18 protein-coding genes and 1 riboswitch are annotated in these 18523 nt (G+C 71.6%); of the genes, 9 read left to right on the top strand and 9 right to left on the bottom strand.

Annotation, left to right across the window (positions count from 1 at the left end):
• Nucleotides 1-98 precede the first annotated feature (98 nt).
• The 4 genes from ACIHAD_RS22965 to ACIHAD_RS22950 all read right to left on the bottom strand — a co-directional run bounded on the left by ACIHAD_RS22965 (nucleotide 99) and on the right by ACIHAD_RS22950 (nucleotide 3369).
• Complete coding sequence (locus tag ACIHAD_RS22965; RefSeq protein WP_397356609.1) at nucleotides 99-512, bottom strand: cupin domain-containing protein; 414 nt, start codon at nucleotides 510-512, stop codon at nucleotides 99-101.
• A 16-nt stretch (nucleotides 513-528) separates the two neighbouring features.
• Entirely contained in the window at nucleotides 529-1344 is an 816-nt protein-coding gene (locus tag ACIHAD_RS22960; protein ID WP_397356608.1) for a phosphoenolpyruvate hydrolase family protein, read from the bottom strand.
• Nucleotides 1344-2567, bottom strand: a complete 1224-nt coding sequence (locus ACIHAD_RS22955; RefSeq protein WP_397356607.1) for a Tm-1-like ATP-binding domain-containing protein — start codon at nucleotides 2565-2567, stop codon at nucleotides 1344-1346. Before ACIHAD_RS22955 ends, ACIHAD_RS22960 begins: the two co-directional genes overlap by 1 nt.
• A 343-nt stretch (nucleotides 2568-2910) precedes the next feature.
• On the bottom strand, nucleotides 2911-3369 hold the full coding sequence (locus ACIHAD_RS22950) for a DUF1348 family protein (protein ID WP_397356606.1): 459 nt from the start codon (nucleotides 3367-3369) through the stop codon (nucleotides 2911-2913).
• Between the two features lie 98 nt (nucleotides 3370-3467).
• Here ACIHAD_RS22950 and ACIHAD_RS22945 point away from each other — a divergent pair, with 98 nt between their 5' ends.
• A complete protein-coding gene (locus ACIHAD_RS22945) occupies nucleotides 3468-4079 on the top strand; it encodes a TetR/AcrR family transcriptional regulator (RefSeq protein ID WP_397356605.1) in 612 nt (203 codons plus the stop codon).
• Here the strand turns inward: ACIHAD_RS22945 and ACIHAD_RS22940 are convergent.
• Nucleotides 4058-4819 carry a CHAP domain-containing protein gene (locus ACIHAD_RS22940; RefSeq protein WP_397356604.1) on the bottom strand — a complete coding sequence of 254 codons (762 nt, stop codon included), beginning with the start codon at nucleotides 4817-4819 and terminating at the stop codon, nucleotides 4058-4060. The genes ACIHAD_RS22945 and ACIHAD_RS22940 overlap by 22 nt on opposite strands.
• A 13-nt stretch (nucleotides 4820-4832) precedes the next feature.
• Nucleotides 4833-4970: riboswitch (cyclic di-AMP (ydaO/yuaA leader) on the bottom strand.
• Between the two features lie 263 nt (nucleotides 4971-5233).
• Nucleotides 5234-5581 (bottom strand): luciferase family protein, encoded by a 348-nt coding sequence (locus ACIHAD_RS22935; RefSeq protein WP_397356602.1) that lies wholly within the window; start codon nucleotides 5579-5581, stop codon nucleotides 5234-5236.
• A 243-nt stretch (nucleotides 5582-5824) separates the two neighbouring features.
• Here ACIHAD_RS22935 and ACIHAD_RS22930 point away from each other — a divergent pair, with 243 nt between their 5' ends.
• The 5 genes from ACIHAD_RS22930 to ACIHAD_RS22910 all read left to right on the top strand — a co-directional run bounded on the left by ACIHAD_RS22930 (nucleotide 5825) and on the right by ACIHAD_RS22910 (nucleotide 11754).
• The gene (locus tag ACIHAD_RS22930; protein ID WP_397356601.1) at nucleotides 5825-7780 is read left to right on the top strand and encodes a glycosyl hydrolase family 18 protein; all 1956 of its coding nucleotides are present in this window, start codon (nucleotides 5825-5827) and stop codon (nucleotides 7778-7780) included.
• 160 nt (nucleotides 7781-7940) lie between these two features.
• Nucleotides 7941-8984 (top strand): PP2C family protein-serine/threonine phosphatase, encoded by a 1044-nt coding sequence (locus ACIHAD_RS22925; protein WP_397356600.1) that lies wholly within the window; start codon nucleotides 7941-7943, stop codon nucleotides 8982-8984.
• Nucleotides 8985-9153: 169 nt separating this feature from the next.
• Nucleotides 9154-9522, top strand: coding sequence for a chitinase C-terminal domain-containing protein (locus ACIHAD_RS22920; protein ID WP_397356773.1), 369 nt, complete (start codon nucleotides 9154-9156; stop codon nucleotides 9520-9522).
• A gap of 193 nt (nucleotides 9523-9715) precedes the next feature.
• Nucleotides 9716-11119 (top strand): APC family permease, encoded by a 1404-nt coding sequence (locus tag ACIHAD_RS22915; RefSeq protein WP_397356599.1) that lies wholly within the window; start codon nucleotides 9716-9718, stop codon nucleotides 11117-11119.
• Nucleotides 11116-11754, top strand: a complete 639-nt coding sequence (locus ACIHAD_RS22910; RefSeq protein WP_397356598.1) for a GPP34 family phosphoprotein — start codon at nucleotides 11116-11118, stop codon at nucleotides 11752-11754. Before ACIHAD_RS22915 ends, ACIHAD_RS22910 begins: the two co-directional genes overlap by 4 nt.
• A gap of 28 nt (nucleotides 11755-11782) precedes the next feature.
• Here the strand turns inward: ACIHAD_RS22910 and ACIHAD_RS22905 are convergent, their stop codons facing one another.
• On the bottom strand, nucleotides 11783-12145 hold the full coding sequence (locus ACIHAD_RS22905) for a hypothetical protein (protein ID WP_397356596.1): 363 nt from the start codon (nucleotides 12143-12145) through the stop codon (nucleotides 11783-11785).
• Nucleotides 12142-13920, bottom strand: coding sequence for a hypothetical protein (locus ACIHAD_RS22900; RefSeq protein WP_397356595.1), 1779 nt, complete (start codon nucleotides 13918-13920; stop codon nucleotides 12142-12144). The genes ACIHAD_RS22905 and ACIHAD_RS22900 overlap by 4 nt, the downstream gene beginning before the upstream one ends.
• A gap of 578 nt (nucleotides 13921-14498) precedes the next feature.
• Between ACIHAD_RS22900 and ACIHAD_RS22895 the strand changes: the two genes are divergently transcribed.
• From ACIHAD_RS22895 to ACIHAD_RS22885, 3 genes are all read left to right on the top strand, one after another.
• Nucleotides 14499-15275 (top strand): hypothetical protein, encoded by a 777-nt coding sequence (locus ACIHAD_RS22895; RefSeq protein ID WP_397356594.1) that lies wholly within the window; start codon nucleotides 14499-14501, stop codon nucleotides 15273-15275.
• Nucleotides 15276-15381: 106 nt separating this feature from the next.
• Nucleotides 15382-15948, top strand: coding sequence for a hypothetical protein (locus ACIHAD_RS22890; RefSeq protein ID WP_397356592.1), 567 nt, complete (start codon nucleotides 15382-15384; stop codon nucleotides 15946-15948).
• Nucleotides 15949-15988: 40 nt separating this feature from the next.
• Entirely contained in the window at nucleotides 15989-16996 is a 1008-nt protein-coding gene (locus tag ACIHAD_RS22885) for an endonuclease/exonuclease/phosphatase family protein (protein ID WP_397356591.1), read from the top strand.
• 11 nt (nucleotides 16997-17007) lie between these two features.
• On the opposite strand, the gene ACIHAD_RS22880 is transcribed toward ACIHAD_RS22885, so the two are convergent.
• Entirely contained in the window at nucleotides 17008-18465 is a 1458-nt protein-coding gene (locus ACIHAD_RS22880; protein ID WP_397356590.1) for a long-chain fatty acid--CoA ligase, read from the bottom strand.
• Nucleotides 18466-18523: the final 58 nt, after the last annotated feature.

Raw genomic sequence — 18523 nt, 5'->3', positions numbered from 1 at the left:
AGGAGCTGATCGTCGCCCGCGACCCGAGCGGGCCGACCACACTCTCGGGCGCTTTCGCGGCGGTCGGCCGGCCACACCCTGCGCGCCGGCCTTCGGGCTCACGACGTGACAGCCGCCCAGGTGGGGTGGGTGCCGGGGGCGAGTTCCACGAAGCCGGGAAGTTCGCGGAGTGCCAGCTCGGCCCCGCCCGGCATGTACGTCGCGATGATCCGCAGTGGCCGCCACCCGGTGTTGAACGTGGAGTGCAGCGTGCCCTTCGGGATGTAGATCGCCTCACCGGCCCTGACCGGGAACTCCGGGTCGTCGCCGACGGTCTGCCGTCCCTCGCCCTCGACGACGTAGAGGACCTCGTCGGAGTCAGGGTGGAGGTGGCGTTCGTGGCCCTTGTTCGGGTTGATGATGACCTCGCCGAACGTGGAGGAGGCGCCCGGCACGGCGTCGGGCGTCACGTGCCATTTGATGGACCCCCAGTCGAAGACCATCGTGGGAAGGGCGTCCGGTGGTCGGTGCATGGCGGGTTCCTCCCGGTCATAGCTGCTTGAAGTCGCGGACCTGCTCGGCGATGGCCCGCTCGGCGGGCAGGCGTTCCATCGAGGACGCGCCGAAGAACCCGGCGATGCCGACCGTCCTGTCCAGGATGTGGCGTACGTCGTCGGGCTCGGCGATGGGGCCGCCGTGGCACAGGACGATGATGTCGGGGTTCACGGCGACGGCGGCGTCGCGCATCTCCTGGATCCGTACGGCCGCCTCGTCGAGGCTGATCGCGGTGACGGCGCCGATGCTGCCCTTGGTGGTCAGGCCCATGTGCGGGACGAGGACGTCGGCGCCCGCCCGCGCCATGGCCGTGGCCTGCTCGGGGGTGAACACGTAGGGGGCGGTGAGCAGGTCGCGCTCGGCGGCGAGCTTGATCATCTCGACTTCCAGGTCGAAGCCCATGCCGGTCTCCTCCAGGTTCGCCCGGAAGACGCCGTCGATCAGGCCGACCGTCGGGAAGTTCTGGACGCCGGTGAACCCCACGCGCTTCAGCTCGTCGAGGAAGTGCGGCATCAGCCGGAACGGGTCGGTCCCGCACACCCCGGCCAGCACCGGCGTGTCCCTGACGACCGGCAGGACCTCGCCCGCCATCTCCACGACGATCGCGTTGGCGTCGCCGTACGGCATCAGGCCGGCGAGCGAGCCGCGGCCGGCCATCCGGAACCGCCCGGAGTTGTAGATGATGAGCAGATCGACCCCGCCCGCCTCGGCGGCCTTGGCGGACAACCCGGTGCCGGCGCCGCCGCCGATGATCAGCCGGCCCGCCTCCCGCTGGGCGCGCAGCCTCCGTAGTGCCTCGTCGCGACGCATCAGGCCCCCTTCTCGATCAGTTGGTGCAGCCGGTCGGCGGCCGCCACGGCGAACTCCGCGCTGTTGATGTCCTGGTCGCTCTGCACGACCTCGACGGGGCTGCCCGCGACGGCCGCGAGCACGGCGTCGAAGCAGGCCGCGTCGGCCTGCGGGTCGTGGAACGGGCCGCCCTCGACGTCGACGGCCGAGACGCCGCCGCGCGGCACGAACAGCGTGACCGGCCCGGAGGCGCGGGCCAGCCGCTCGCCGATCGCCCGGCCGATCTCGGCGTTCTCGGCGGTGGTGGTGCGCATGAGCGTCACGGTCGGGTTGTGGACCAGGAGCTGCCGTGACCTGAAGCGTTCCGGCACGGTCTCCATCGGGCCGAAGTTGACCATGTCCACCGCGCCCAGGCTGACGACCTGCGGGACGCCGGCGTTCCCCGCCGCGGTCAGGCGGTCGGGGCCGGCCGACAGGACGCCGCCGACGAGTTCGTCGGCCAGCTCGGTGGTGGTCAGGTCGAGCACCCCGGCGAAGTGGCCGCCCGCCGCCAGCGCCTCCATGGCGCGTCCGCCCGAGCCGGTGGCGTGGAAGACCAGCACCTCGTAGCCCAGGGACTCCAGCCGGGCCCGCGCGGCGTTCACGGCGGGCGTGGTGACGCCGAACATCGTGGCCGCGACCAGCGGTTTGTCCTGGCCGGACGGCTCGGCGCCGGCGTCGTACGAGGCGGCCATCGCGCTGATCGCGGCGGCGGCGTTGGCCAGGATGCGGCGGGAGATGGAGTTGACGCCCGCGACGTCGACGACGCTGTACATGAGCGTCACGTCGGTCTCCCCGACATAGGCGGACACGTCGCCGCTGACCATGGTCGACACCAGCAGTTTGGGCAGGCCGACGGGCAGCGCCCGCATGACCGCGGCGGCGATGGACGAGCCGCCGCTGCCGCCGAGCGCGAGCACGCCGCTCAGGCCGCCGCGGGCGTGCAGGTCCTTGGCGAGGGCCGTGGCTCCGGCCGCCATCGCCGCGAGCGCGGCGCCGCGGTCGCCCGCGCTCCTGAGCCGGTCGAGGTCGGTGCCCGCGGCCCGCGCGACGGCCTCGGCCGGGACGTCGGCGGCCAGCGCGGCGGCGCCCATCACCCCGGTGTCCATGAGGACGACGTCCTGCCCGGCCCGGATGATCAGGTCGCGGACGAGGGCGTACTCCTCCCCCTTGGTGTCGAGGGTGCCCAGCAGCAGAACCGCCATGTCAGACCTCCTACGATCGGCCCCTCGACCTTACCCCGGTGATCTCCGCGCGGGTGTCACCTGCCGGGGGCGGCGCCAGGTGGTACCAGCCGTCGCGGGACATGGCGGCCGGGGTGTGCCCACAGGCCAGGGCGAGGGCCATGACCTCGCGGACCGCGCCGCGCCATCGGGCGGCCGGGGCCGGGGTCCGCGCGGCGGACGGTCAGGGATCCGGCACCACAGCGAGCCGCCGGAACGTGCCGCGTAGGGCCGTCCGCCGGTGCCTTCGGCGGGTTCGACCGGTCACCGGCCATTCGACGGTCAGGTGGTCGGTCTCGTCGCCGCCGTGGACCGGGGCCGTGGGTCACCGGACGCCGAGGACGTCCACGCCGTGCTCGGACAGCGGGCGGGAGCCGAGGACGCGACGCTCGTCCTCCCTGATGGGGACGTCGTTGATGCTGGCCTCCCGCCTGCGCATCAGGCCGGACCCGTCGAACTCCCACTGCTCGTTGCCGTAGCTGCGCCACCACTGGCCGGCGGCGTCGCGGGACTCGTACTGGAAGCGGACGGCGATGCGGTCGCCGGTGAACGCCCAGAGCTCCTTGCGCAGGGCGTAGTCCAGCTCGCGGGCCCACTTGCGGCGCAGGAACGCGGCGATCTCGGCGCGGCCGGTGACGAACTCGCCGCGGTTGCGCCACACGGAGTCCTCGGTGTACGCGAGCGCGACGCGGTCGGGGTCGCGGGTGTTCCAGGCGTCCTCGGCGGCCTGGACCTTGATCCGGGCGGTCTCCTCGGTGAACGGCGGAACAGGCGGGCGTGTCATGCGATGTCCTCTCATACCGAGAGAACGGGCGTTCTCCCGAAGGTGTGCGCTAGCCTAGAGAACGAGCGTTCTCCGCCGCAAGCACCTGGAGGGGTGTCATGGATCACGAGCAGCGGCTGCTGGACGCCGCGGGCGACCTGTTCTACCGCCGCGGCGTGCAGGCGGTCGGCATGGACGAGATCCGGGCCGCGTCCGGGGTCTCGCTGAAGCGGCTCTACCAGTGCTTCCCGTCGAAGGAGGCGCTGGTCGTGGCCTATCTGCGGCGGCGCGACGAGCGCTGGACGTCCTCGCTCACCACGTACGTGGCCGACGCCGGCGACCGCATCCCGGCGGTCTTCGAGTGGCTGGAACGCTGGTTCGCCGAGGACGACTTCCGCGGCTGCGGATTCGCCAACGCCTTCGCCGAACTGGGCGCCGGTTCGGCCGCCGTCCGTACGGCGGTGCGCGAGCACAAGGAGCGCCTGCGCGCCTACCTGCGCTCGCTCGCCGAGAAGGCGGGCGCCGGGGATCCCGGCCTGCTCGCCGAGCAGTTGCTCACCCTGATCGACGGCGCCACCGTGACCGCGATGATCTCCGAGGACACGGGCGCGGCCCGCTCGGCCGCCCACGCCGCCGCCACCCTGGTCGACCGGCACACACACGAAAGAGCGCACCCCCCGCAGGGAGTGCGCTCTTCGCGAGAGGGAGATCAGGCGGCGTACGACGGGTAGCCGTAGCCGACGACCTGGGAGGTCGGGCGGACGCGCTCCTCGACCTTGCCGTTGCCGGTGTTGCCCTCGATCGTGGAGATCGTGCCGTCGCCGTTGTCCTTGACGACGAACCCGACGTGCTGGATGCCGCTCAGGCTCTTGCTGCCGCTCCAGGAGAAGAACACCACGGCTCCGGGCTTGGCCTCGGCGCCCCAGCGGCCGTTGGCGGCGAACCACTTGGCGTGGGAGACGGTGTAGGCGTCCCAGCCGACCTGCGGGCGGGCGCCGGTCTGCTCACCGACCCAGGAGACGAACATCGAGCACCAGGGGGCGTTCAGGTACATGGCCCGGTTGCCGCCGTCACGCGCGGCGGTCTCGGCGGCGCGCTGCGAGTCGGCGTACCACTTCTGGAACTTGGTGCCGCCGCCGTTGGCGTCCTCGGAGGTGCCGACCTGGGCGCGGGCGGCGGCCAGGACCTGGGCGGCGGTGACGTTCACCTTGCCCTTGGCGCTCTCGCCGGCGGCGTTCTTGTAGCCGACGGTGGCGACCTGCGGCTGGGCGACGTCCGACCGAGCGACGTTCGGCTGGGCGACGGCCACACCGGCGACCTTGGCGGTCTGGGCGGCGGTGTGGGCGGTGGCGTGGGTGGCGTCGGCGTTCACTGCCGCGTGCGTGCCGAGCACGCCGACGACGGCGGTCGCGCCGATGGCGATCTTGGCGAGGTCGAGCTTGCAGGCACGGTGAAGACGGTGCTTGGCCATGAGGGATTACTCCTTGTGCTTCCGTGCCGCTTGCCGGGTTAGCTGACGGGTTCGGGCGGGAAGCTGCCCTACGGCACCGTGGTGCCGATTCACCCCAATGGACGCATGGGTCCCCGGTTCCGCGCACAGGCGGATTCAGCGGTCTATGGTCAGGCAAAGGGCTGACGCATCGTCTTCCCGGGCCCAGGAAAGGGCCTGAAGGTATATGTGCGACGCCCGGACGCGGTGTATCCGCATCGACTCTGTACAACACGGGTCCCGCCAGGGTAATTCCCTGGCAATGACATCCCTACCTGGGACGACTCCCCGTTCGGCTGTGTACAACCAAGCTACCCGGTGAGTAATTCCCAGGCAAATGGAAGCCATTGTTTCGACGGTGCGTAGGAGAAACGCTACGCACCGCGAAGAAACGTTTCAGGCCACGTGCGCCTTTATCGCCACGCTCGTGAGGGCCAGCAACAATTCCAGATCGGGCTCGGCGTCGACCTGCACGGCGACCCAGGCGCGGTCGCGGCAGGCGTGGACCTGGTCGCACGCCCGCAGATGGGGCTCCAGGCGGCCGATGGCGGGGGCGGTGAGCCGTACGTGGATCTCGTCCCGGCCCGCCAGGCGCAGGATCTCGGTTCCGTGTACGGCGAAGGCGATCTGTCGCCCGGTGCCGCTGACGTTCAGCGACGGCCAGGACCGTAACTCCGCGACCGCGCGGACCACGTACGGCCCGCGTCGCGTGGGCGTCCGCCGCCAGGCGGAGATTCCTGCCACGCTCCAATGCTGGGCCACGACTCAGCCCGCCGTCAGCCCCCGTTCCTGAACCGTTATCCCCTCGTGAACGGGCGCGCCCCGGGTCTGACCGGCACGATTACGGACGCCTGACCGATACGTATTGACGCTCCACCAGGCAGCGGTTACCGTCGATTCATAACTTAAAGGAAACTTTCCTAATAGTTTCTCCAGAAGTCTCCCATCCCACTCCCCACACACCCCCCAAACGGATGTCGGAGCGACATGAAACACACCATCCTGAGCAAGGTCCTGGCAGGAGTGGCGGCACTGGCCCTGCCCCTGACCGCGGCCGTGGCCGCCCCACCGATCGCCTCCGCCGGCACGGTGGCCTTCGCGGCGGCCTGGGCCCCGTGGACCGCCTACACGGCGGGCACGGTCGTCACCTACAACGGCGTTGACTACGTCTGCGTCCAGGCGCACACCTCCCAGCCCGGCTGGGAGCCGCCGAACGTGGCGGCGCTGTGGAAGGTCTCCGGCGGCGGCGGCGACACCACCGCGCCGTCGGTGCCGGGCAACCTGCGCTCGACCGGCGTCACGAACACGAGCGTGGCCCTGGCCTGGGACGCCTCCACCGACAACGTGGCCGTCACCGGCTACGAGGTCTACCGCGGCGGCACCCTCGTCACCACCGTCACGGGCACCACGTACAACGACACGGGCCTGACCGCCGGCACGGCCTACAGCTACACCGTGCGCGCGCGTGACGCGGCCGGCAACCGCTCGGCCAACAGCAACCAGATCAGCGCGACCACCACGGGCGGCGGTGGCGGCGACGACAAGACCCCGCCCTCGGTGCCCGGCAACCTGCGCTCGACCGGCGTCAGCAACAACAGCGTCTCGCTGGCCTGGAACGCCTCCACCGACAACGTGGCCGTCACCGGCTACGAGGTCTACCGCGGCGGCACCCTCGTCACCACCGTCACGGGCACCTCGCACACCGACACCGGCCTCAGCGCCAACACCGCCTACAGCTACACCGTGCGCGCGCGTGACGCCGCCGGCAACCGCTCGTCCGACAGCAACCAGATCACCGCGACCACCACGGGCGGCGGCGGTGGCGGCGGCAACAAGGTGCTGGGCTACTTCGTCCAGTGGGGCGTCTACCAGCGCGGCTACCACGTCAAGAACATCGACACCAGCGGCTCGGCGGCCAAGCTGACCCACATCAACTACGCGTTCGGCAACGTGCAGAACGGGCAGTGCACGATCGGCGACAGCTACGCCGACTACGACCGCTTCTACCAGGCGGGCGAGAGCGTGGACGGCGTCGCCGACACCTGGGACAACGGCGCGCTGCGCGGCAGCTTCAACCAGTTGCGCAAGCTCAAGAAGAAGTACCCCAACCTGAAGGTGCTCTTCTCCTTCGGCGGCTGGACCTGGTCCGGCGGCTTCGGCCAGGCGGCGCAGAACCCGACGGCCTTCGCCGACTCCTGCTACAAGCTGGTGGAGGACCCCCGCTGGGCCGACGTCTTCGACGGCATCGACATCGACTGGGAGTACCCGAACGCCTGCGGCCTGACCTGTGACACCAGCGGCGCGGCGGCGTTCAAGAACGTCATGTCGGCGCTGCGCTCGCGCTTCGGCGCGAACAACCTGGTCACCGCGGCCATCACCGCCGACGGCAACGACGGCGGCAAGATCGACGCGGCCGACTACGGCGGCGCCGCCCAGTACGTCGACTGGTACAACGTCATGACGTACGACTTCTTCGGCGGCTGGGACGCGCAGGGCCCGACCGCCCCGCACTCGCCGCTCACCACCTGGGACAAGATCCCGATCCCCGGCTTCTACACCGACAACGCCATCCAGAAGCTCAAGAGCAAGGGCGTCCCGGCGAGCAAGCTGCTGCTCGGCATCGGCTTCTACGGCCGCGGCTGGACCGGCGTGACCCAGGCCGCGCCCGGCGGCACGGCGACGGGCCCGGCGCCCGGCACGTACGAGCAGGGCATCGAGGACTACAAGGTCATCAAGACCCGCTGCCCGTCCACCGGCACGGTCGCGGGCACGGCCTACGCCTACTGCGGCAACCAGTGGTGGAGCTACGACACGCCGAGCACGATCGGCGGCAAGATGAGCTACTCGAAGAACCAGGGCCTCGGCGGCGCGTTCTTCTGGGAGCTCAGCGGTGACACCACCAACGCCGAACTCCTCACGGCCATGAAGAACGGCCTGGGATAAGTTCGCACGTCAGGGCCGGTCCCGGGTTTCGGGGCCGGCCCTTCGCCGTGTCCGGCGCGCCGCAGGACCGAACGTGGACGCCTTGGGAGAAGCTGGTCACCGGGGGTGAACGACGATTCTCTGGGGTGGCGGGCTCAGGCGGCCCTTCTTCACGACGCCGGTGTTCGTGGTCGGCCTGATCGGGATCACGGTGCTGGTGGTCGGGCTGGACCGGTTCACCGGCGGGGGCGCGGAGCTCGTGCCGGTGCTGATCTTCCTGCCGGCGATCGTCTCGGGGCTCGGCACGGTGTGGCAGACGGCGATCGCGTCGTTGTGGGTGCTGCTGGTGGTGTCGGGCTCGGTCGCCTATCTGGGGGGCAACGTGCGGACGAACCTGGAGGTCTCCGGCTTCACCGCGGCGTTCGGGCTGATGAGCGTGGTCGGGGCGAGCTACCGGATCCAGCGCGAGGAGGAGGTGCGCCGGCTGCGCTCGGCGGCCGCGGCGTTGCAGCGGCAGCTCGTCAGGCCGCTGCCGCTGCGCTCGCTCGACGTCGTCGTGGACGGCCTCTACCAGCCCATCGAGGAGGACACGATGGTGGGCGGCGACATGTACGAGGTGGCGCCGTCGCCGTACGGGACCCGGGTCATGATCGCCGACGTGCAGGGCAAGGGGCTGCCCGCGATCGGCGCCGCGCTGGCCGTGCTGGGCGCCTTCCGGGAGGCGGCCTACCGCGAGATCAGCCTCATGGGCGTGGCCGACGCCCTGGAGGACGCGGTGATCAGGCACAACAGGTTCGCCGTGCACACCGGCGAGCCCGAGCGCTTCGTCACCGCGCTCCTGCTGGACATCGGCCCGGAGCTGGAGGTGGACGCGGTCAACTGCGGGCACATCGCGCCGTACCTGATCCACGGCGGGAACGCCGGGCAGCTCTGGCTCGGCGAGCCCGAGGTGCCGCTCGGCCTGGCGGCGCTGGCGGGCGAGCCCCGCCACGGCGCGCGTTTCGCCTTCCCGCGGGGGGCCTCGCTGCTGCTGTGCACCGACGGCGTCACCGAGGCCCGCGACCGCGACGGCTCCTTCTACCCGCTGGAGCAGCGGCTGCGTTCCTGGGCCCGCGACCCGCCGGCCAGGACCGTCGAGGCCCTGGCCGCCGACCTGAACGCCTTCACCCACGGCGCCCCGCGCGACGACATCGCCCTGCTCATCCTGCGCAGGACCGGGTCATGACCGCCGCTGGTGCCCGAACCTGACCGGCTCGGCCTCCCCCGCCCCGGCGATCCGGCGCAGCAGCCGTTCGCGCAGGCGCCTGACCTGGCCCAGGTAGCCGCCCAGGTGGCGGACCGAGGTGCCGCGCCGAACGCGTCCATGAGGAACGGCGACGGCCTCCCGGTGAACTATTAAGAAAGTTTCCTGGCAGTCGCTCGCCCCCGGGGCGTCGGTGACCCTCGACTACGTGTACTACCTGCCCGTCCCCGGCCAGGCGAACTACACGCTGACCTTCGGCGGCAGGACGTACGGGCTGGTCCAGGACCTGGCGCGCGGCGGCGTCACGCCCAGCCCGAGCCCAACGCCGACCGTCAGCCCGACCGTCACCCCGACCGGCGGCGCCTGCACCGCGCCCGCCTGGAGCGCGACGGCCGTCTACACCGGCGGCCAGCGCGTCTCGCACAAGGCCCACACGTGGGAGGCCAAGTGGTGGACGCAGGGCCAGGAGCCCGGCACCACCGGCGAGTGGGGAGTCTGGAAGGACGTCGGCGCCTGCTGAGGCGGCGCCACCGACCGGGCGGACGGGCCCTCGGCGAGGTCAGGTACGCAAGCACCTGGAGCAGACCCTTGCGACGTGACCATGGGCTACGGAAGGATCGCCAGATCGAGCCCCACCGGTATCCGTAACCCCATGCGTATACCGAGGCCCGTCACTCCCCCGCGTGCGCGCATGACGACATGGAGAGGCTGTCGTGCAACCTCAGGAGAACGTCGAGCAGTTCGGCTACCGTCAGGAATTACGCCGCGGGGTCGGGCTGACCGACCTCGTGTTCTACGGCCTGATCTTCATGGTGCCGATCGCGCCGTTCGCGATCTTCGGCCCGGTGTTCAAGGTGTCGGGCGGCATGCCCGTCCTGGCGTACCTGGTGGGCATGGTGGCGATGTTGTTCACCGCGGCCTCCTACACGCAGATGGTCAAGGCGTTCCCGCTGTCGGGGTCGGTCTACAACTACGCGGGGCGCGGCATCGCCCCGCCGGTCGGCTTCATGACCGGCTGGGCGATCCTGCTCGACTACCTCCTGGTGCCGAGCCTGCTCTACCTCGTCGCCTCGATCGCCATGCACACCAGCGTGCCGGGGGTGCCGGTCTGGGGCTGGCTGATCATCTTCGTGGCCGTCAACACCGTGATCAACCTGCGCGGCATCCGGATGACGATCAAGCTGACCAAGGTGCTGATCACCTGTGAGCTGATCGTGCTCGGCCTGTTCGTGCTGATCGGGATCTGGGCCCTGCTCCAGGGCGAGGGCCGCGGGTTCAGCCTCTCTCCGCTGTTCAACCCGGACACCTTCTCCTGGCCGGTGATCTTCGCCGCGGTCTCCGTCGCGGTGCTGTCCTTCCTCGGCTTCGACGGCATCAGCATGCTCGTCGAGGAGTCCACCGGCGGTTCCGCCCAGGTGGGCCGGGCCATGCGGCTCGCGCTGGTCCTGGCCGGCCTGCTGTTCGTCGCCCAGGTCTGGGTGGCGGCCCTGCTGGTGCCCGACCCGGCGGGCCTGCTGAAGAGCGGCTCGGAGACCGCCTTCTACGACGCCGCCGCCTCCGCGGGCGGCGAGTGGCTGCGGCACGTCACCTCGACCGCCACCGCGATCTCCTGGGGCTTCGCCGACACGCTGGTGGCCCAGGTCGCCGTCTCCCGCCTGCTGTACGCCATGGCCCGCGACCGGCAACTGCCCTCCTTCCTCGCCAAGGTGTCGATCAAGCACTCGGTGCCGGCCAACGCCATCCTGCTCGTCTCGGGCCTGTCCGTCGGCATCGGCGTGTGGGCGGCGCAGCTCAAGGACGGCGCCGGCGTCACCCTGCTGAGCAGCCTGGTCAACATGGGCGGCCTGATCGCGTTCGTCGTGCTGCACCTGTCGGTGATCGTCCACTACCGGGTGCGCGGGCGCTCGTCCGACTTCTGGTCGCACCTGGTGATGCCGCTGATCGGCATGGCGATCCTGATCTTCGTGATCGTCAACGCCAACATCCTGGCCCAGCGGGTGGGGCTGATCTGGCTCGCCGTCGGCGCCGTCGTCCTCGGCGTCCTGTACGTCCGGGGCCGCCGTCCGACGCTGGACGACGACGAGAAGGCCGGCCTGACCGGCATCCGGTCACCGTGAAGCGGCCACCGCTCCACCAGGAGCTGTTCCTCATCGGCCACGACCAGTCCGGCAAGCCCCTGGTGCACCAGCACTCGATGGCGCTCGGGCTGGCCGGGGCGGTGCTGCTCGACCTGGCGCTGAGCGAGCGCGTCACGGTCGGGCAGGGCCGGATCACCGTCACCGACCCCACCCCGGTCGGCGACGCCGTCGTGGACTCTCTCGTCCCGATGCTGGCCCGTGACCGGGCCGAGCGTGACGCCAGGTTCTGGATCAAGAAGCTGGCCGAGGACGCCTACGACCGCACCCGGCAGAGCCTGGTCGCCTCGGGCGTGCTCGTCATCGTGACCAGGCGGCGCATGGGCATGCTGCCGTACACGCGGTACCAGCTCGCCGACATCGCCTCGGTGGTGCGCGCCTCGGCCGGGGTGCGCTCGGCCGTGGAGGGCTGGAAGCAGCCCGACGGGCGCGGCGCCGCGCTGTGCGGGCTGGTGGGGGCGCTGCGGCTGGAGGCCGAGCTCTACCTCGACCAGCCGTCGGCCCGGCTCATCGAACGGCTGCGGGAGATCGCGCGCGAGCACTCCTCCGTCGTCGGGGAGGTCGTGGAGCTGATCGACGACATGCTCGGCGAGGCCGCGGTCGCGGTCTTCCGCTGACCACGGGCCCCGCCGCCGGGGTCTCCCATTAGGCGAAGAGCTCGCGGATCTGGCCGACGACCTCCACGATCACCGACACCTCGGCCGCGCGGGCCGACAGCCGCTTGAGCGCGTCCATGACGCGGGAGCGGTCGGGGTCGGCCTGCTCGATCTCCTGCCGCACGTCGGCCACGTCCCGGCGGGCCCGCGCGGGCTCGGTGACGTCCGCCTCGTGCTCGGCGAGCAGCCGTTCCAGCCGGTCGAGGAGCCGGGCGGCCTCGACCGGGGGCGTGCCGCCCAGGTTGTTGACCGTCGCGCGGGAGTGCGGGCCCACCGCGATCGGGCCGCTGACCTCGCCGCCGCTGATGTGCACGCCGTACGAGCCGTGCATGGGGGTCTCCTCGTTCGTCACGCGCCCTGCCCTCCCAGGTTGTTGACCGTCGCCGCGGCCTGGTGCCCGAAGGCGACCGGGCCGTTGACCGTGGCGCCGCCGCTGACCGACAGCGTGTTCATGGTCACGCTCGCCGCCTGCAGCCGGTAGGCGCCGGTCTCCACGCCACGGTCCTCCAGGAAGTCGAGGACGGCCTCGGTGAGCCGCTGCTCGATCATCCGCACGTACTTGGAGACGTCGAGCACCTGGATGTGGGTCTGCAGGTCGTCGCTCGCCCCCAGCTCGCGGACGCTGAAGCGGGCGCCGTAGGGGTAGACGATGTGCTTGCGCGGGTCGGGCGCGAGCATGTTCTGCCGTACGGCCTGCGTGCCCGTACGAACCAGCCGCGCGGGGGCGGCCAGCACATCGCGCAGCAGCCGCAGCTTCAGCGACCTGACCGCCTCCCAGGCGATGCGCCCGCCGGTCATCGTGGGCAGCCGGTCGACCACGTGGTACGGACCGTGGGCGGGCGGGAGCACGGTGACCACGAACTGGGTGTAGAGCATCCGGCCCTCGACGGCCAGGTAGATGAACGCGGAGGTCAGCGCCTCCTGGTCCTCGGCGGGCGCGACGAGCCGGCCGTTGCGGTCGCGGATCTCCTGCCCGGCGTTGTTGATCGTGACGCGCTGGTAGTAGCGCACACCGCCCTGCGGATGGCGGACGACGGCCTCGATCTCCTCGGGCGTGGCGTGGGACCTGGGCAGGCCGTTCTTGCCGATCAGCGGATGGGACACCTGGGCGCCGCCCTGGTGCCAGTCGGCCACGGTGAAGATCCCCCGGGTGACGACGTGGTCGCCGATGTCGAGGCGCTGGATGCCCTCGTTCGGGCGCAGGACGCGGTCGCGCATGTCCTTGAGCCGCTCGCGGACGAAGGCGTGCAGCTCGACGGGGTCGAGGTCGACCGGGTCGTCCTGGCGGCGCGGCGGGCCCTCGCGGCCTCGTACGCGGTCGAGCTCGACGGCGATCGACCAGCTCCGGGCGATGGACCCGGCGCCCATGAAGGCGTCCTCGTTGGCGTACATGGTGACGTTGCCCCACTGGGCGCTGCGCACGTAGTCGATGCGATGGGCGGCACGGGGGCCGGCCGCGCCGGTGACCGGCTCGGGCGCGCCCGGCCGCAGCGTGCCGGCCAGGGTCATGTACGTCGCGATCCGGTAGACCAGCGCCACCCCGAGCGTGGTGAAGGGCACGGCCATCGCCAGCGCCAGCGTCCCCGCGTTGTGGCCCAGGACGTCGGCGAGGTCGTAGGAGGGGCCCTCGTCGTAGAACGAGGACCCGGAGAGCCCCTGCAGCAGCAGCGGGTACAGGCTGCTGAAGAACACCGCGAACAGCAGGAAGAAGGCCATGTTCGCGGCCCAGAACCACAACATGGCCCGCAGCACCACCGAGCCGCGCCGGACCCGCCCCGAGGTGAGCAGCACCAGCGGGACGAGCGTCGCCACCCACGCGATCACGTTCAGCGGCGAGATCAGGAACCCGACGACGAAGAACACGGTGATGAGCGCGTCGCGGACGACGAGCATCGAGCGCGAGCGACGGCAGTGGTGGATCACCGGGATGAGGTCGAAGCCGCCGTAGGACGGGGGGACCGCGCGGTAGGGGTCGAACATCAGCTCCCCCAGGACCCGGTCGCGGAACCCGCTGTCCAGGTAGGCGGCGGCGCTGAGGTAGCGGGTGACGTTGCTCATGCGGGGCACGCCCGGGTGGGCCGCCGTGTCCCGCGTCGAGCCGGTGGCACCGGAGCTGCCGACGGCCATGACCCTCCTTCGTCGGTGGACCCGGCCGAGCTTATGAGGGGTGAGCGCTTTGGGGGGCTCGTTGTTATCAAATAGTCTCGTTCATCGGAAGTGAAGCTCAGGACAAGGGCCCGATAAATCGAAATTCATCCCTTTACGGAGCATTACGGGAGGGTGTATTGGTTCACCATTCAGGCGCGGGAGGGCGGTGCGGGCGATGCGGCAGCGACACCGGCACCCTGACCCAGTGCCCCCGCTGCGGCGCCCTCCTCCCCGTCCCCCCACCCACCCCCTCCGATCCCACCGCCGCTGCCCCCTTCCCCTCCGCCCCCACCACCCCCTCGTGCGCCAGCCCCGCGCCCCCCGCCCCTTCAAGCGCCGCCCCCTCCAACACGGGCAGCGCGGGCGCGGGTCCCTCCTATGGCGGCTTCCCGCCGACCGGCCGAGCGGGCGCCGGCTTCCCGCCCACCGATCCCATGACAGGGGGCGCCCTGCCCTCCGCACACTCCGGCACAGGCACATCGTCTGTCGGGCCCGCGGGAGCCAGTGGGGCCGTGCCGGGTGGGCGATCGTCTCAGGGTGGGGCGTTCGGCGGAGCTGTGCAGGGGGCGCTCGGGGACGAGCATCCGCCGCCGCCCTCGCGGCTGCGTGCGCCCGGGTGGCGGCGGCCGGTGGTGCTGGTCAGCGTGGCGGCGGCGTGCGCGACGACGGCGTTGGTGTGGTGGTTGGCCGGGAGCCGCCCGTCCTCACCGGCCGAGGCGGGCCGGGGCCCGGACGGCGGGTCCTCCACCGCGCAGTCGCAGACGTCGGCCCAGACGACCGAGGGCCCGACGGCCGGGGACCCCGCGACCGGGGACGCCACCGCCACCGGAGATCCGGCCGCGAGCGGGGACCCGACGGCGAGCGGGGACCCGACTGCGGACGGGGCCGGAACGGCGGCCGGGCAGGCCGGACAGGTGGACGAGCTCCTGTCCAGCAGCAGCTCCACCCGTTCCAGCCTGTCGGCGGCGATCGCCGACGCGACCGGTTGCCGCCGGGCCGCCGTGACCACGATCGAGGAGATCACCGCGAGCCGCCGCGACCAGCTCGCCGCCGCCCGGACGCTGGAGGTGACGGCCCTGCCCGAGGGCGCGGCGCTGAAGCAGACGCTCATCACCGCGCTCGACGCCTCCTACGACGCCGACAACGCCTTCCTGTCCTGGGCCCGGCGCCATCTGGCGGGCGGCTGCACCGGCCCGGTCTCCGGCGACCGGGATTACCGGCGAGGTCTCAGCAGATCGGAGGACGCGCAGACGGCGAAGGCGCAATTCGCGCAGGCATGGCGACCGATAGCGGAGACATATGACCTGACGATATGGAAAGCCGACCAGATCTAGCCATATTGGTTCATAATTCAGGCATATAGCGCCGAAATTCCGGGCGTCGATCAGCGAGAAGTCCCTCCGGCAACACGTTCTGTCAGCGACACGAAGGAGTGCTGCGATGTTCCTGCCACGCCGTCTGTTCCGGCTGGCCGCGGGTGCGGCGGCCGGGTACCTGCTCGCCGTACGCCCCTGGCACCTGCGCTGGGGCGCCACCGACAGCGAGGTGCACGAGGACCTGCCGGGTGACGACATCGTGCCGCTCCCCCAGCTCCAGGCCACCCGCGCCGTCACCGTGGACGCGCCGCCCGCCGTGGTCTGGGCCTGGGTGGTCCGACTCGGCGGCTACCCGCGTCCGGGCACGCGTGCCGGAGCCGCCGGCGAACCCGGCGGGCCGCTCCAGGACCTCAAGCCGGGCGACGTCATGGACGGCGGCGGCTTCGTCGTCGAGCGGGCCGAACCCCCGCACAGCCTGGTACTGGCCGACCGCGGCGCGGACGCCACCACGACCTGCTCCATCGCGCTCCGCGACACCGGCGGCGGCACCCGGCTGATCTACCGGCTCCGGACGCGCGGCGAGCCCACCGTACGCGGCGCCGCCCACGTCGCGATGACGGACGTCGGGGACTTCGTCACGATGCGCAGGCAACTCCTCGCCGTCAAGGCCGGGGCCGAGTCGGTGAGCTGACCCGGTTCACCTCCTCCGCCGCTGCCATAGGGTTCAAGCTGTGGATCAACGGGTTGCGAGCGCGACGGCCGAACGCGCATCCGCCGACGAGCGTCCGGCACCCCGGCGGCGCAGACGCTGGTTCGCCTGGACGGTGGTCGCGCTGCTGGCGGCCTGGGCGGCGCTGCGGGTCGGCGGCCTGGAGACCGGCTCCTTCCTGACCCAGCTCATGACGGTGACGCCGATCGGCGCGGGGCTGGCCGCCCTGACCGCGCTGCTGTCGGTGCTCAGGCGCAACCGTCCGGCGGGGCTCTGCGCGGCGCTCGTGGGCGTGGTGCTGGTGGCGTGCCTGATCCCGAGGACGTCCGGGGTGGAGGCGGGCAAGGTGACCGACGGCGTCCCGCTGCGGGTGCTGTCGGTCAACCTGTTCGGCCGGGCCGACGCCGAGACCGTGGTCCGCCTGGTGCGCACGTACGAGATCGAGGTGTTCAGCGCGCTGGAGCTGACGCCGGAAGCGGTCCGGCGGCTCGACCAGGCGGGGCTGCGCAAGCTGCTCCCGTACCGGGTGCTCCAGGCCGCGGACGGCGCGATCGGCAGCGGCCTGTTCGCCAAGCACCCGCTCAGGCCGCTGAGGGGGCTGTTCACCCCGATCGGCCACAACATGCCGGCCGCCACGCTGTCCCTGCCCGCGGGCGGCAAGGTCGAGGTCGTGGCCGTGCACCCCAACCCGCCGCTCGGCCCGATGGTGGACCAGTGGAACGCCTCGCTCAAGGCGCTGCCGTCCCCGTCGCCGTCGGTGATCAGGGTGCTGGCCGGTGACTTCAACGCCAGCCTCGACCACCGCGCCTTCCGCGACCTGCTGGCCCGCGGTTACGTCGACGCGGCCGACCAGGTGGGCAAGGGGCTCGTCCCGACCTGGCCCAACGGCCGGGCGATGCCGCCGATCATCACGATCGACCACGTCCTGGCCGACCGGCGGGTGGGCGTGGCCCGTACGGAGATCCTCGACGTGCCCGGCACCGACCATCGCGGCGTCTTCGCCGACCTGCGCCTGCCCGCGATCGGCTGATCCCGCCCGGGTCAGCTCCGCGGCTCCCCGTACAGGCTTCTGAGGGACGCCTTGAGCAGCTTGCCGGCGCCGTTCCTCGGCAGCTCGGGGACGAACTCCAGATATTTCGGGATCTTGAAGCGGGCCAGGCGGCCGTCCAGGTGGGCGAGCAGTTCCTCGGACTCCGCGCTCGCGCCCGACCGCAGCACGACCAGCGCCTTGCCGGTCTCCCCCCACTTCTCGTCCGGTACGCCGATCACCGCGCACTCGGCCACCGCCGGATGGGCGTACAGCAGGTTCTCGATCTCGGCCGGGTAGACGTTCTCACCCCCGGAGATGTACATGTCGCTGATCCGGTCGGAGATGCGGACGTACCCGTCCTGGTCGGCCACGCCGATGTCGCCCGACCTGAACCAGCCGTCGGCGGACAGCACCTTCGCGGTCTCCTTCGGACGCCGCCAGTAGCCGGGCATGACGTTGGGACCCTGCACGTACACCTCGCCGGGCTCGCCGGGGGCGGCGGGCGAGCCGTCGGGGGCCACCAGCCGCACGTCGGAGAAGAAGCACGACACCCCGGCCGAGCCGAGCTTGGCGTCCGGGTGCCCCGCCCCGAGGAAGAGCGCGCCGGGCGAGGTCTCCGTCATGCCGTACCCCTGAAGGAACGTCAGCCCGCGCGCCCGGTACGTCCTGATCAGCGGCTCGGGCACCGGCGCTCCCCCGCACAGCAGGTGCCGCAGGCTGGACAGGTCGGCGCTCGCCCAGCGCGGCGACCGCGCGAGGGCCGTGAACATCGACGGCACCCCGAACATCACCGTCACCCGTTCGGACTCGATCAGGTCGAACGTCCTGTCCACCTCGAACGACGGCTCCAGCAGCGCCCTGCCGCCCTTGAGCACGGTCGGCACGAGCGTCTGGGCCAGGGCCGCGATGTGGAACAGCGGCGCGCTGACCAGCGTCACCTCGTCGTGCGCGAGCGGCACGTCGACCAGCAGGTTCACGGTGTTCCAGATGAGGTTGCCGTGGGTGAGCATCGCGCCTTTGGGGCGGCCCGTGGTGCCCGAGGTGTACATGATCAGGCAGAGGTCGTCCTGGCTCACCGGCTCGTCCACGGGTTCGGCGGGCGCGGCGGCGATCAGCTCCTCGACGGCGTCCTGGCTCAGGTGGCGGCCGGGCAGCCCGCCGCCGTCGTGGCCGCCGCCGTCATGGCCGCCGCCGAGGACGACGACCCGGGCGCCGGAGTCGTCCAGGACGAACCGCAGCTCGGGCGGGGCGAGCCGGGCGTTGAGCGGGACGAACACCGCGCCGAGCAGGCCCGCGGCGAGGAACGTCTCCACCAGGGACGGGTGGTTGGGCCCGAGGTAGGCGATCCGGTCGCCGCGGCCCACGTCCAGGCCCGCGAGCGCGTGAGCGAGCCGGGTGACCCGGTCGTACAGATCGCCGTAGGTGCGGTCGATTCCCGGGTAACCGATCGCGGGCCGGGCGGGCGTCATCCGCGCCCTGCGTGCCGGCCAAGACCCAAGCCCCTGATTCCGCATCGGCACTCCTTGA

Source organism: Nonomuraea sp. NPDC052265 (genome assembly GCF_044547985.1).
Lineage (GTDB): Bacteria > Actinomycetota > Actinomycetes > Streptosporangiales > Streptosporangiaceae > Nonomuraea.
This window is presented reverse-complemented; position numbering and strand designations above follow the sequence as displayed.